At 52.6% G+C, this 14,304-nt stretch carries 12 protein-coding genes; all 12 read right to left on the minus strand.

Going from position 1 to position 14,304, the window contains the following annotated elements:
* The coding region (locus QN379_RS21830) for a hypothetical protein (protein ID WP_323507596.1) at positions 1 to 1,793 on the minus strand (1,793 nt) is incomplete at its 3' end.
* Positions 1,790 to 4,354, minus strand: coding sequence for an RHS repeat domain-containing protein (locus QN379_RS21835; RefSeq protein ID WP_323507597.1), 2,565 nt, complete (start codon positions 4,352 to 4,354; stop codon positions 1,790 to 1,792). The genes QN379_RS21830 and QN379_RS21835, both read right to left, overlap by 4 nt.
* Before the next feature lie 479 nt (positions 4,355 to 4,833).
* Positions 4,834 to 5,175, minus strand: a complete 342-nt coding sequence (locus QN379_RS21840) for a hypothetical protein (protein ID WP_323507598.1) — start codon at positions 5,173 to 5,175, stop codon at positions 4,834 to 4,836.
* A 431-nt stretch (positions 5,176 to 5,606) separates the two neighbouring features.
* Positions 5,607 to 6,560, minus strand: coding sequence for an iron-siderophore ABC transporter substrate-binding protein (locus tag QN379_RS21845; RefSeq protein WP_323507603.1), 954 nt, complete (start codon positions 6,558 to 6,560; stop codon positions 5,607 to 5,609).
* Positions 6,560 to 7,372: a siderophore-iron reductase FhuF gene (gene fhuF / locus QN379_RS21850; protein WP_322237063.1), complete on the minus strand. Its 813-nt coding sequence runs from the start codon at positions 7,370 to 7,372 to the stop codon at positions 6,560 to 6,562. Before fhuF ends, QN379_RS21845 begins: the two co-directional genes overlap by 1 nt.
* Entirely contained in the window at positions 7,369 to 9,408 is a 2,040-nt protein-coding gene (locus QN379_RS21855; protein ID WP_323507599.1) for an iron ABC transporter permease, read from the minus strand. Before QN379_RS21855 ends, fhuF begins: the two co-directional genes overlap by 4 nt.
* A 5-nt stretch (positions 9,409 to 9,413) precedes the next feature.
* The gene (locus QN379_RS21860) at positions 9,414 to 10,364 is read right to left on the minus strand and encodes an ABC transporter ATP-binding protein (protein WP_322237059.1); all 951 of its coding nucleotides are present in this window, start codon (positions 10,362 to 10,364) and stop codon (positions 9,414 to 9,416) included.
* 126 nt (positions 10,365 to 10,490) lie between these two features.
* Positions 10,491 to 11,462, minus strand: coding sequence for a TauD/TfdA family dioxygenase (locus tag QN379_RS21865; protein ID WP_323507600.1), 972 nt, complete (start codon positions 11,460 to 11,462; stop codon positions 10,491 to 10,493).
* Between the two features lie 36 nt (positions 11,463 to 11,498).
* A complete protein-coding gene (locus QN379_RS21870; protein ID WP_323507601.1) occupies positions 11,499 to 12,173 on the minus strand; it encodes a 4'-phosphopantetheinyl transferase family protein in 675 nt (224 codons plus the stop codon).
* 26 nt (positions 12,174 to 12,199) lie between these two features.
* Complete coding sequence (locus QN379_RS21875; RefSeq protein WP_323507602.1) at positions 12,200 to 12,922, minus strand: thioesterase II family protein; 723 nt, start codon at positions 12,920 to 12,922, stop codon at positions 12,200 to 12,202.
* Positions 12,923 to 12,943: 21 nt separating this feature from the next.
* Positions 12,944 to 13,156, minus strand: a complete 213-nt coding sequence (locus QN379_RS21880) for an MbtH family protein (RefSeq protein WP_322237051.1) — start codon at positions 13,154 to 13,156, stop codon at positions 12,944 to 12,946.
* A gap of 141 nt (positions 13,157 to 13,297) precedes the next feature.
* Positions 13,298 to 13,867, minus strand: a complete 570-nt coding sequence (locus QN379_RS21885) for an RNA polymerase factor sigma-70 (protein ID WP_322237049.1) — start codon at positions 13,865 to 13,867, stop codon at positions 13,298 to 13,300.
* Between the last annotated feature and the right edge of the window lie 437 nt (positions 13,868 to 14,304).

Genomic DNA, 14,304 nt, shown 5'->3' on the forward strand with positions numbered 1-14,304 from the left:
CCGAACGGATCGCCCTGATCCCAACGCCAGACCATCTGGTTGTTGCTGGCGTCGGTGATGACGCGGGGTGTATTGCTGTGGTCGGCATAAATGTAAAAAATATCGGTGACGGTCGTTGGTTCGCCGCCGTTAGTAATTATGCGTGGCTTCAATATGGCGATGGGAATATCGCCGAGATAGACCGTCTCCTGAATCGGATTCCATGCGGCGTCGTATTCACCGAGCAGATGACCGGCGGCGTCATAGACGTAGCGGTTAATACCTGTGGCAACAACGGTGTTTGGGCCTTGTTTTTGGACGCGTTGACCGATGCCGTTGTAGGTATAGATGACGGTGTTGCCGCCGTTGGTTGCGCTGTGCATGCGACCGCGGTCGTCGTAGGTGTAGTGGCGCATACCGTCGCTGGTGAGATGACCTGAGGCATCATACATATTGGTTCTGGCGGGCGCCGGACCGGTGGTTGACGTTAGGCGATTGCTGTTGGTAGCGATACTGTTGCCGTACGGTCGGCCATCGAGGACCGTGCGGATTCGGTTGCCACTTTGATCGTACTGGTAACGTTGCGTGTTGGTGGTGGCGGACGCCTCGGTGACGCCGGAAACACTGATGAGGCGGTCCAGATTGTCGTATTTATAGCGCTGATCCAGATCAGCGGGCGTTTTTCCGGTTTTGCCGGTTTTGTCTTTCCCGGTGCCGCTATGGTGGATTGCGATGATTCTGCTGGCGGCATCATAAGTCAGTCGTCGCACGTTGCCGTTGTGGGCGCTTCCCAGCGGATAGCTGGTCATGCGTCCATCCAGATCAAACGTGCGTGTTACCGTATTTTTATCCGTTTCGGTGCTATTGCCCCACGTCCAGCCATTGACCGGGCCGAACGGTTGATTGCCAATTGCTGAGACGAGAGCAATCTCGGTGGCGTTGCCTCCGTTCGCGTGGGCGGGTTGCAGCCTGATGCTGTTGAGGCGTCCTGCTGCGTCATGCGCATACAGAAGACTGTTGCCGCTGGGATAGCGCATCAGAATCGGTTTGGCCGTACTGCTGCCGTTCTCGCCAAAGACATACTTGACGGACAGGGTGTGAATAGTGGGGCCACCGACGATGGTGTGCTGTTGATGCAACAGTTGACCGAAACCATCGTAGGTGTAGACGGATTCGCCCGAACTGTCGACCATTCCGGTTAAATAACCGGTAGCGGCAGGTTGTCCACCGGACGCGCCATCATAGGTAAATGCGGTCGCCGGTCCGCTTGCATAGCCAATGCGGGTGAGGCGTCCGAGTACGTCATAGGCGTAGGTCGATGTCTTGCCACGGGCATCGGTGGCTGTCTTTAACTTACCTGCGGCATTAAAGGTGCGGGTTGTGTTCCCGGTATCCGGGCTGGCGGTGGCGGTTGGATTGCCGAATCCATCGACGGTGTAGTGGGTCACCAGATCACGCGGATCGGTCACTGAGCGCAAGTAATCCAGCGGGTCATATTGCAGATGGATCGTGGGACCGACGCCGTTCAATACTGCGGACGGCAAGCGTTGCTGAATCGGTCGGTTCAGGCTGTCGTATTGGTAGGTGGTGATGCGGCCTAACGGATCGGTGACTTGGGTTCGGTTGCCGACTTTGTCGTAGGCATAGGTGGTGGTGCTGGGACCGGGTTGGGCGCTGGCAACTGTGCTGTTAAAAGCGCCGAGCAATGGCGTGTAAATCAGCGTGAACAATACCGCGCTCAAGAGCGGCTTGATGTACTTAAGCCACAAGATGCGGTTATTGCGCTTAACAGGAAACGTGAAATGGGCGCTCATTCGGCCGCTCCGCTGACCTGTTGCAGGCGATTGATGGTGTCGTGGGTCCGCTGGATAGTCCGACCCAATACGCCGCCGGGATCGGTTGCATCTTCTCCCATCCGATTACCCCACAGATCAAGCTTGTAACGGATAGTGTTGCCGAGACTGTCCTTGATGCTGGTGAGTCGATGCGCGTCGTCGTAGTGATAAGTCAGGACGTTGGCGTCGGGCAAAGTCACGGCGATCAGTTGCCCGACTTTGTCATAGCGATAGCGGGTGCTGTGCGCTACGCCAGCGATGGTGACTACCTGCGATGTCAGCCAGCCGCGGGGGGCGTAATGCAATATCGTGGTGGTGCCATTGTCCTCGGTGATGCGTCCCACGCGCCCATTGATATTGTAATCGCCAAACAGCCTTACCTGCGCGAGGCCATTGGTGATCGTGCTGAGGTTACCCGCAGCGTCATAGGCCAGTTGCGTCAAGTTCACCCCGTCGCCATCCGGTTCGGTGACGCTTTCCAGTTGACCTGTCGCGTTGTAGGTATACGACCAGCTGCGGCGCGTCGTCCCGGCGCTGATGGTTTTGCTGAGAGCGTTGCCGGATGCGTCGTAGGTGAACGTGGTCACCTGACCCGGTGCGGCGATGGTCGTCGGCACGTTATAGGTCGGGTGCCATTCTGTAGTGATGGTTCTGGCGTGTGCCGTGCCGGTCGCTTCGGTGCGGCTGGTTTCCAGATTACGGCTCAGGTCGTAGGCGTAGCTGGTGACGACACCGCTAAAATCAGTGCTGGTGGCGACGTTGGCGTTGGCATCGTAGGTGTACGCGGCAGCGGGTCCGCATTCTGCGCAAGGCTGATCGATGGCGGTAATTTTGGATACGCCGTGCAGCATTCGGAAATCAAATTGATGGATATTGGTGTGCGGATTGGCCGGATCGCCGATGGTGTCGGTGATGGTGGTCGTCGATGCGCCGGTGGCGCTATCTTGCTGACCAAAGCGCAGCACGGTTTTTTGCAGTCCGCCGATCAGCTGGTTGCCGGTAGCGCGTCCCATGCAATCATAGGTCCAGTCGGTATAACGCGCGCCGTTCTCGTCAACGATACTGGTCAAGGCATGCATCAATGTGCCAAATCCGGGCGCGACGCTTTTATAGCCGGTACAGGCGTTGCCGCCGTTAATTTGTGTGGCCTCGTTATACCAATAGGTTTTGCTGTTGCCATCGGGATAGGTGACTTGCGTCAGATTGTCGGCGGCACAGGCTGTATTGGTTTGATCTGGTATGGCACAGCCGCCCGACGGACCGTCGTACGCGTAGTGATACGATTGATTGCCGGGAGTAATCATTTTGCTTAATCGGCTGCGGCTATCGTATTCAAACTGCAGTTGTTGACCCCAGTTGTCGGTCACGCACAGCAACAATCCGTCCGTCATCCTGACCCCGGAGGACACATTGGTACACATCGGTGCATCGGCCGGTAACCGACTGAGCGCCGTGTCGTTGCTTTTGCCATCGGAGTAGGTCATGGTCTGGGTCGTTCCGGCGCGGGTGGTGACCGAGAGCAGTTTGCCGTCGTCGCTATAGCGCTCGGTGCTGCCGTCGTGTGCGCTGAAATAGGTCCAACCGGTACTGGTGACGCCATCCACGGCCACAGTAGCGCTGACGCGGTCACGCCCATCGTCGTCACCGATCCAGGCCGATCCGACCAAACCGAACGCGGTGGATTTGCCGTCCGGGCGGGTAAATAAGAGACCGTCGATGACCTTGGATAAAGGCGTCGAAGGATCAGCGCAAAATGTCTGCTCGCCACGGGTCCATTGATAACATTGCGGCTGATAAGCGGTTTGACGTGGATTGGGAATTTGCACGGCTTTGCGATCCAATGGACCGGTCCAGCGTTTACCGGTTGCCCGCATCGCGCTGGCGTCAGTACTCAAGGCGTTGCCGTTGTAGGTGCGGGTAAAAGTCAGTCCACCGGCACTGTTGCTAGCGTAGTCGGTTTCTGCGCGCCAGTTGTTACCGGTCGCTGGATTGATCGGATCGCCGACATCGCACTTCGGGCATTGCTGGGCGTTGGATTTAGGATTGCCTGCTTGCAGGTCGATGGGGGATGTTGTTTGGCAGCTATTGGTGGCGCTGTTGTAATGGGTATCTTGGTGACAATAATAGAACTCACCAAGGTAACAGGCTTTGTCACCACAGAGCCAGCCACCCTCTACCGCGCCGCTCTTGGTCTCCCGATCATAGTAGATATGACAATAACCACTGCTATATCCATATTTTTTCGCAAAGTTCAAACAAGCCGACGATCCTTCGTCAGGGTTATCGTAACGTTCAGTGATAAAAAAATGCGTAGTACTGCCCGGACTATTTGGCACCATTTCTTTGCTGATTAACTTCGCGCTAACCTCATTGCTAAGCAAACCCATGCTGACGAAAGCAATAAGAATCGCCACACTCAACCCGCGAAACACGCCACGCATGGGATCGTATTTCTGAAGCGCCGATGCCTCTTTCTGTGTCCTCACAACTACCCGATATACCGACTCAATATGCTGTTTGATGTAAATAATAAAACGCACTGGCTCTCCCTGAAAATGAATACACCGCCGATGTCGATACGCGCACGTGAAATCAACACGGGCGAGACACGACATGGCGCTTCTGTCTGTTTGGTATAAGAAAAATGCTCAAGAATTTGTTAGATTTTTATTCAGCGCAATGGCGGATAAAAAGTGTGTAAGTGCGCAATACTAGATCGGATTAGGCGCAATAAAAAAGGGATGATTGTGAACAATAAGGAATTTCTTACGTGTCGTCTGATACTAAATTGCACCGAATTAAATAGTAAATTAACCTGAAAAATAGAGTTGGTATAGACGTGCGAATGCGCTAGCCAGAAAACTAAATCGACATGAAAATGGTACGGAGTGAGTGTTGTTTTATGGCCGCTATGCGCCAGATTCATGCGGGCACGTCGTGCCAGTTTGGTGCGTTTAATTATTTAACATCGGGGCAAAAATCTGTCCGCCAGCATTGACGCTAGCGGCTTTTAGGTCGGTTATTCCGTTTGCTGATCAGGTTGACGCTTCAGTCGGTCAATCCGACTCTCTGCCACATCCGCCAGCATTTGTGATGACATTGAAGCCATGCGTAACAAGCGGTCGGTGTCGGCGATATCCAGCACGGGTTTTGTATCGCTGCCTCGGTCCATGGTGCTGAAATGGGCCAGATCGATACAGGTTTGTACGCCAAGGCAGATGTCATTGGTCATGGCAATAAATTGCGCATGTGTATCTGTTCTATGTTCAAGCGGCAGCCATGAAAAGGCTTGGTGGATTGACGCTGGTTCCGGTTGCGTTGTTGGTCCGGGCGAGTTATTGGGGATGTTTGGTTTGGCCATGATGGCATCACCTTGGCAGCGTGCCGGGCAACATCGGATACTTCTTCGACTTTGACGTAACCAGGAATGCGGTGGATGGTGTGTAAACAGGATTGGTAAAACAAGATGTGAGGCATTGTATTTGTCTTGATAGGATTAAAACGCTTAACCGTCACCGCTGCCTAAAGAGGACGCACGAAGACGAGCGCAAATAAAAAAACCGCATTTCGCGGCACGCTCTTTGGATATGTCAAGTCGTCAAACCAGTTCCCTTTTTTCTCAGGGACAAAAAGAGTATAGAGCATCAAGGCGATTTTTGTGCAGACCTGATTACGCATTGATGAGTACTTTTAAGCTTTTTGGTGCAGTAGCTAATATTTGATTCTGTATCCGACGTTTATAAGTTAAATGCAGCGATTTATCCTTAAATTGAAAAAACACCAAAATCGCCCTTACCTATTCAACGCGCCATCACCCCGCCCCGCCGCGAGCATTGCATCCGTCAACTGACGCGACAATTTAGCCGCTGACATCGGGCCGCCGAATCCCCATATATTGCGTGGTACTAACGCTACGTGTCCGGCAATGCGTGCTGGCACATAGCGCCAGATTGGTGAATTGAGCTTTTGTGCTAATCCGACTTCTGGACCGGTTGCGCTGATCATCAAGACGTGCAATTCTTTCTGCTTAAGAAGGTCTTCAGATGATACAAAAGTTGTTCCTTCTTTTGTCGGCCAGTTGGGCCAAAGTGAGAGTCCTAATACCTGGGCAATACCACCGGCCATGCTGTTGGTGGCGTAAGCCCAGTACATGTCTTGCAGACCAAGTTCTTGCAATACGGCTAAGCGCTTGCCGGATAATCCGGCAGCAGTGAGACGTGCGCGGTCGGCTGCCAGTGATATTTCCAAGTTCTGCTCTACTTTTTTACCAGCCGCGCTACGACCAGCGAGTTTTGCAAATACGTCAAACACCTTGAGTGCGTGGTCGAGCTGATTTACTTTGATGTCAATTGCGTTGAAGTTGAAAAGTACAGTGGGAGCGATTCGCTCAAAGGCATCAAACAATGCCGCGTGCCTGAACGTGACGCCAACGATGAGATCAGGTTTAAGTCTGGCGATGGCTTCCAGACTGGGTTGCTGGCGTGTGCCGATATCAATAACGTTGCTAAAGCGCGCATTGTCGTAACCGATCCATTCACGGTAGCGATCTGGGTCGACCATGCCAACTGGTGTCAGGTCAAGCGCGGCGAGCGACTCGGCGAACAAAAATTCTAGCACTACTATGCGCTTTGGATGGTCGGGTAATACGGCGCTACGCATACCGATCTCATCCGAGGCCATGGCCTGTGTTGCCGTTAGGATCAAAAAGCAACAAATGGCTAACATCATTTTTTGAAAGAATTGCATCACGCGTCGTCACCTTGGTTCATCAATTGCAACTGGATCGCGAGTAACGGTTCTTTGAGGTTTACTAGTAAAGGACAGCTTGAGCACAACATTTGTTCGCCGGGTAATTGGTTGCGAAGACAGCAAATGCGTCTGATACGCATTGGGTTGGGCAACTGTGCCGATACCGCTCGCACATAACGAATCGCCCTGTATAAGGGGTTGGGTTGACTGGTATCGAAGAAGGCCTGACGCTCGAATAGGTAGGCGATATCGTGCGCTGTGCTTTCATCCACGGCGAGCGTAGAGAGTGCATATTCTAATGAATTGCCAACGTTACTCCACAGCACACGAGCGGGAATTTTTGCGGCTGCTGAAATGGCGGCTATTTGTGGCGCAAGGTGTTCTACACATAGTGAGTGATAGCGCGCAAGAGGATCATCCGTAATGGCGCCAAGCGCGTCGGCAGGCAACCACAGCGTATGGGGCATGCCGTTGCGTAGTACTAACGTACTTGCTTCCAACGCCATGTGGAGCGGACGGCGTAATACGCGGGCGGCGACCACAGCGGCGGGAATGATCAGACTGAAATAATATTTACTCCATTGCGATAATAGTGCGCGGATATCGTCGCCAGCGTAATGCTGTTGCATCGCGGTGATTAATGACGCCACATGCTCCGTCAGCCGGTTAGCTGGTACTAACAGGCTGGTTCCTTTGATGACTGGATGTCGGCCAAGCCAGACACTTCGACACTGCGCTGCGAATTCTGCTGGTACGGATGCGGCCAGGCAGATTGAATTGCCAAAATGGTCTATCGCGACGGCATTCATTGACGACCTCGCGCTGAACGCTTACGACGACTGAACGCTAACATGCCAAGCAGATACGGCGCGCCAATCAGAGCTGTCATGACGCCAGCCGGTATTTCGATCGGTGCCAAGATAGTGCGCCCCAAGATGTCAGCAAGTCCCAACAAAATGGCACCGAGAAGCATGGCAATTGGAAGCCGACGACAATGCGGATGAAAGCCGAGCATGCGCGCCAGATGCGGCGTCATCAAACCTACAAATGCGACTGGCCCTACAACCGCAACGGCGGCGCATGCTAAGAGCGTGGCTAGTCCCAGAGCGACCAGTCGCAAACGTGTCACTGGAACGCCGAGTGCCGCGGCACTTTGCTCGCCGAGTGCCAGCAGATCGAGTGGGCGCGCGAGCCAGTAAATCATCGGTATAGTCAGCACCAGCCATGGCAATAATGATGCCGCATCAGTGGCGCTCCGACCATACGTGCCGCCGACCAGCCAGACCAGAAAGCGAGCTTGCTGAACGCTGTTTTCAACGATCAGCCATTGAGAGAGCGCGGCACACATCGCGCCTAAAGCTATGCCGGTTAGTGCGACTGGCAAAGGTGCCAGACGATGGCTACGGTTAAGAAACAATATGATGAGCAAGATAGTTGTGCCACCTAGTAACGAAGCCCCGAACATGGCGGGACGCGAGACCAACGGCGATACGACTAACGCTAACAACACTGCTAAACCCGCCCCTTGGGTAATGCCTAACACTTCCGGCCCCGCGAGAGGGTTGCGCACGACGCTTTGCAATAAAGTCCCGCTGCCCGCTAGCAATGCACCGGCCAACATGGCTGTCAACACGCGTGAAAGTCGCAAGTCAATTATTAGCCGTGCCACCGCATCGTTGCCTATTGCTGCTTCCCACCAACTTAGCGGACTAAGCCAGGTATCGCCGCACGCGACGGCAAAGGCTGCCAACGCAATGAGCACACTGACACAGAGCAATAGACAGGTCTGAAAAGATAAATTGACACGCAGCGCGGCACGCACTTCGGTTTCTGCGCCTGCCAGCATGCGCTTGCGATGAATCAGCAGTAGTAAAACGGGTGTACCGATAACGGCAATCATGACGCCGGTGGAAACGGTGGCATCCAATTTCAACGCTAGTACGAGGCTATCCGCGGCGAGCAGAATACATCCGCCCCATAAGGCCGATAGTGGCACAAGAGCACGGAGTCTGTGCACACCCGCGGCGCGGATAAGATTAGGTGCGATCAGTCCGACAAAACCCATTGGTCCCGCCACGCTCACCGCTGCGGCAGCAAACATGGTTGCGGTGACCATCGTCACTAACCGCATTGGTCTCAATGGTACGCCGAGCATCCGCGCACCGTCATCGCCGAGCGCACTGACTTCTAACGGACGAATTAACCACGGTAATACTAAGAGTGGCGCAATCAACCATTTCATGACAGTAATGAGCCCCGCCGCACCGGGTTGATATAGCACGCCGTTACTCCACAACGCAACGCTCGCAATATCATCTTCAAATATCGTCAGCAGCATCATGGTGATGGCCGAAAACAGTAGCGAGCAGGCAGTTCCGGCGATAATCAATTGCAACGCAGATACGCGCCAGCCGCCCGCTGTCACCATCGCTAACAGCGCGGCCAATAATCCGCAGCCAAACAATAACGGCACATTGGCGACGCCGCCCAAGGCAGGCAACATGATCGCGGCGAATACGCCAAGTTGCGCACCGCCGGTGACGCCTAATAAATCAGGTGCGGCTAACGGATTGCGGGTAAGGGCCTGAAACAGTGCACCGGACAAACCAAGCGCCGCACCTGAAACCAGTGCTGCCAAGACACGCGGCAATCGCAATTCGTATAGGAGTAGACGCGCAACCTGACCATCTGGCATGGTCGCATCTGATTGCGATAGCGCATTGATATCCGGCCACAGGCGCAGCGCGGCTAACATAATCAGGAAAAGTGTGCCGCCAATGGCAAGCTGGTTTGTCCTTGATCCCTGGAAAAGAAAAGGCGAGAAAAGAGAAGTTTTGGCCGTCATAACATTCATGCCGCGTACGCTGATGTGCTGTCTTTGATGCGGTTTTTGAGGCCGCTTTTAAGTTTGTCCTTGGGAGCGTTAACAGCAACGGTGGCAGTACTGATCGGACGGGTTTCTTCAGTAGAACGATAAGACGGCAAACACACTGGCTCGCCGCTTTCGGGATGGTTGAGGCGCATCATCGGCAAACCGAATGTTTCCGACAGACAGACTGGATCGATCATGGCATCGGGCGTGCCTTGATGCAAAATGCGTCCTCCGCGCATCAGGACGATATGATCGCTAAAGGCAGCCGCTTGATTGAGCTCATGCAATACCCACACAATCGTCAGTCCACGTTCGCGGTTAAGGCGGCGTAACTCTCGCAATACATCAATCTGATGATGAATATCGAGATAAGTCGTCGGTTCATCAAGGAGCAATATTTCACACTCTTGCGCTAACGCCATGGCGACCCAGGCCCGCTGCCGCTCTCCGCCGGACAGCGCAGTCACCTGACGATCTGCATAATCCTGAAGTCCGGTCGCGATCAAGGCATCCATCACGGCAGCACGGTCGGCATTGGACGGACCTGAAAAAATCGATCCAAACGCATAACGACCGTAAGCCACAAGTTCGGCGACCGTTAATCCTTCAGGAATCTGATTAAACTGGGCCAGCATGGTGAGCGTCTGAGCGAGTTCGCGCCGCTTATAGGATGCTAGTGGTCGCCCTTTGACTGAGATCGTGCCTTCTGTAATCGGTTGCAAGCCAGCGAGACTGCGTAGCAGTGTGCTCTTGCCACAGCCGTTCGGCCCGCACAATGCAGTGATTTGTCCGGGGGCGATATCCAGACTCAATCCTTTGAACACTGCGTGATCTTGATACGAAACCGAAATGTCGTGCGCTGACAACGCTGGCGCAGAAGTCAGTGATTTGGCAGGATCATGCAAAGAAGCGATTGTTGAGGAGGTCATGCCGTTCCTATTGTTAAAACTAAACTGAAACTAAATTCATACTAAATAAGCAGCGCCTGAAGCAATGACAAGTAAGGAGTAATGCAAAAGGAATAATGCGATAAACCTTGACCGCTTGAAACGCGCTTAACGATCACCATGGCTTTCCGCCATCGCCACCATGACTTTGCGCGAACCGGTGAATGGCGCACGCGCATGTGCGGACAACATATTGTCCAGCATCAGGACGTCACCTTGTTGCCATGGAAACGCTACTTTGTGCGTCTCTAACACCGTCCGAACGTGATCCAATTCTGCATCGGTTATTACACTGCCGTCACCGTAATACACATTCCGCGGCAAGTTTTCTTCGCCCACGCTATCTAATAATATTTCGCGCATATCGGGATCCAGCGTAGAAATATGAAACAAATGCGCCTGATTGAACCACACGGCATCGCCCGTGACCGGATGTTGGCCGACGCCTTTACAGCGTTGACTAGTGCGCAAATCGCCCTCCTCCGACCACTCAAACGCAATCGCGTGCTGATTGCAATAGGCCTCTACTTCCGCCGTATTCTCGGTGTTAAAAACCCGTTGCCACGGCAAATCCAGTCCGTTGCCATAATTGCGCACGTACATCAAGCCTTTGTCAATGAAGCGCTGGCGAATCTCTGGTGCGATGTCGCGATACACCGCACGGCTATCGGCAATTGGCGTCTCGCCACCGACCTGTGCGGCAATATCGCAATAGAACCAGATCTTCATCGGCCATTCGCTGGTGTAAGCTTGCTCGTTATGTAGCGGAATATGTTGATGTGCCGGATATTCGGTCGAGGTGTAAATGCCGCCACTGACCTTGCTGCGTGGCGTCGAACCAAATTCATAGTTCAGTAGCGGATACCCAAACGATGCCGCAAATTGTTGGAAGGCTTCGGCCCCGCCAACAGCGAATCCGGTAAATAAAATCGCTCCGACTTCTGGCAGCCGTGATGTCACGAGTGCATGCAATTGCGGTAAAAGACTCATCACGCTGGCACCCGACTCAAGTGGACTGACTTTCAGCGGAAAGCCAAACTCGACACAGAGGCCGGTCGTATCAATTGATTGTATTTGCATGTTGAAACTCTCCAGATAAACGGCTGCACCAAGACCTCATGGCGCGAAATATAAAGCGACTGCTGCACAATAGCCGTCAGTAGTTACTATTGGCTGCACTGAGATCAATGCGGGATCAAATGGCGGAGCCGCATCCGGCGTGCATACGCGTCCGTCATCTTGTAATGCAATGGTCCGCATATGATCCCCGCCAATCCCTACGCCGACCACCTTGAGTGCCGCTTCCTTACCGACCCATAAACGGTAGAAGGCATCCTGTGCTGCTGCGGCACTCAATGCCGCAAGCCTGGCGCATTCTGATGGCGTACAAATAAGCGGCGCTAAACCCGCAACATTTATCGGCGATAATTTTTCAATATCAACACCGACTTGCCCCGACTGAGATACAGCGATTAAGCCACACGCGCCTGAATGCGATACGTTGAACGCAAGCGATGCACCTAGTGGCGTAACTAATTCCGGTTTTCCGAAATGATCGCGTTGGATCAATGCCATCGGATCTACGTGGTACACAGTTCCTAATATTTTTCTCAATGCAGCGCGCACACCGGCAAAACGAACCCGATCTTCGCGCTGGCGGAAACGCAACATTTCCTGCTGCTCTTGCGGTAATAGTGCTTGTAACATAGCGATGTCCGGCTCTTGCGTCAGATTCAGATGTACTTGCCAGTAGCGAACCTTTTCCGAAAAAATGTGTGTGGCTGACGACAATTCGAAGCAGCTCGTTGCGTTGATCGTCAAGCTGCCTCAACTACTGATTGTGCGGAGAGCGCTTCCAATCGCCCTAACAAAACACGCTCGTGGTCACGAATAAAGAAATGATCGCCATCGAACATCTGAGTCTTAAATTCTGCCGTTGTTTCACACTGCCATGCATGCAGCGCTGCAGTCGATACGACTGGGTCACGCGTTCCGCCGAATGCGTAAATCGGGCAACGCAGTGGCGTGCGTTCACGTCGAACAAAACTGGCACCCAAACGAAAATCTCCAGCCATTACGGGCAATACCATTTCCATCAATTCGGCGTTTTGCAGAAGTTCTGTCGGCATGCCATTTAGGCGGCGCAACTCTTCCATCAATTGTGCATCTGTTGGCCACGTGCTAGAGAAATCATCTCTGGCAATATCGCGCCAAATCGGCCCCGGCGCTCCTGAAACGAATAGTGCCGCAGGCATCGATACGCCAAGCTCTGCTAACGCATAAGCTAACTCAAAAGCAAGCAAACCGCCCAGACTGTGACCAAACAATGCATATCGCGGCGTGCTATGCGCTGCGGCTGATAGTTCATCAGCTAATTGCGCGACCAACACGTCAAAGTCCTTAACCAACGGTTGGTTCAATCGGTTGCCACGCCCTGGCAATTCGACCGGATGCACCGTCATCCAATGCGGTAATAATCGACGCCAGGGCGCGTAGACATTCGCGCTAGCGCCAGCATGCGGCAAACAGAACAGCGTCATTGATGACTTCATCTGTCGTTACTAGATCGATTGCGCAGCCAAATGTCGGCGCAGGCTTAACGGGCGCAGATCAACCCAGACTTCTTCAATGTGCGCGAGACACGCCTGCTTGTTACCGCTGAAGCCGGTTTCGCGCCAACCCAATGGCATATCCTTGTAGTCGGGCCAAATCGAGTATTGCTCTTCGTGATTCGCTACGACTCTAAAAACTGTATCTATGCTATCAAAACTCATGTCGTTACTCCTTGAACCATGGTGGGAAATGGCCACCCATTTTCTTATAGACGGATGAGCACGGGTTTTATTTACCCTTAGTTTACATGTGGGATCAGCCGTGTAATCGTTGGCCTGAACAGGTTTTGTTCAGTCTTTGATTTAGCCTCTGCATGCAACCGATGGCTCACGCAATAATGCATGCGCACCCTGCACGCAATTTAGACAATGGGTGGTGGCATCACGGACCATAAAGTGGACCAAGGTTTGTGATACTTTGAGTTCACGCGCTGTTTCTTGTAATGTGCAATCGCCAATGCGCACCATCTCAAAAGCAGTCCGCGTGCGCTTGGGCAATGTCGACAACGCATCCGACACGTGTTGCAACATGTCGCGGAGAATCACGCTCGCCTCAGGCCCCGCATGCGGAGACGGCACGTCATAGCCTTCTTCTTCATTGGTGGTGTGACGACGCTCAAAGGTCCTGCGACGGTAATGATCAATCGCCAGATTACGCACCATTCGCATGAGATAAGCTAATGGTTGACGCACTGATGCGAGCGCAACGCCTTCGCTGACTTTAATAAAAACGTCCTGTACAACATCCTCGGCACGACAGCGACAACCGGTAATTCCTGTTGCAATATTCACCAGCAGATTACGATTTGCAATCAACACTGTACCTACTTCTGCACTTCCGTTATTCGCTTCCGGCTGCCTTGACGTACCCATGTTGTCGCTCCGTTCTGCAAGTGGTGGAACGAAGACTATAAAGCAAATACGAATCATTCTCAATACAATAATTGGCGTGCAGCAATAAATAAATACGTCATTTACGCTATATTTGAATCACTATTATTTAGATCACAATGTTTTATTGTCACTCAAAATGAGGATCGAATTGTCGATGAATTAACGCACTTTTAACGTTGCTTTGAAAGTAATAAAGTGTGAAAAAATCATCCTTTTGACAGCATTGAAATTGTAAAATAAATAACTATTTCGAATTGTCAAACGTGATCAATAATGGCTATTATTTCTTAATAGAGAGATGACCTGACAAGGTCACCGTAAGGGCTTGCGGAGACAAACGGCTGAAGGTACGGCTGAAGGTTTTTATACTTTTCTAACGACATTTATGGGATCAATTAATCAATATTATTTACAGC

This window comes from Glaciimonas sp. Gout2 (genome assembly GCF_035018905.1).
Taxonomy (GTDB): Bacteria; Pseudomonadota; Gammaproteobacteria; order Burkholderiales; family Burkholderiaceae_D; genus Glaciimonas.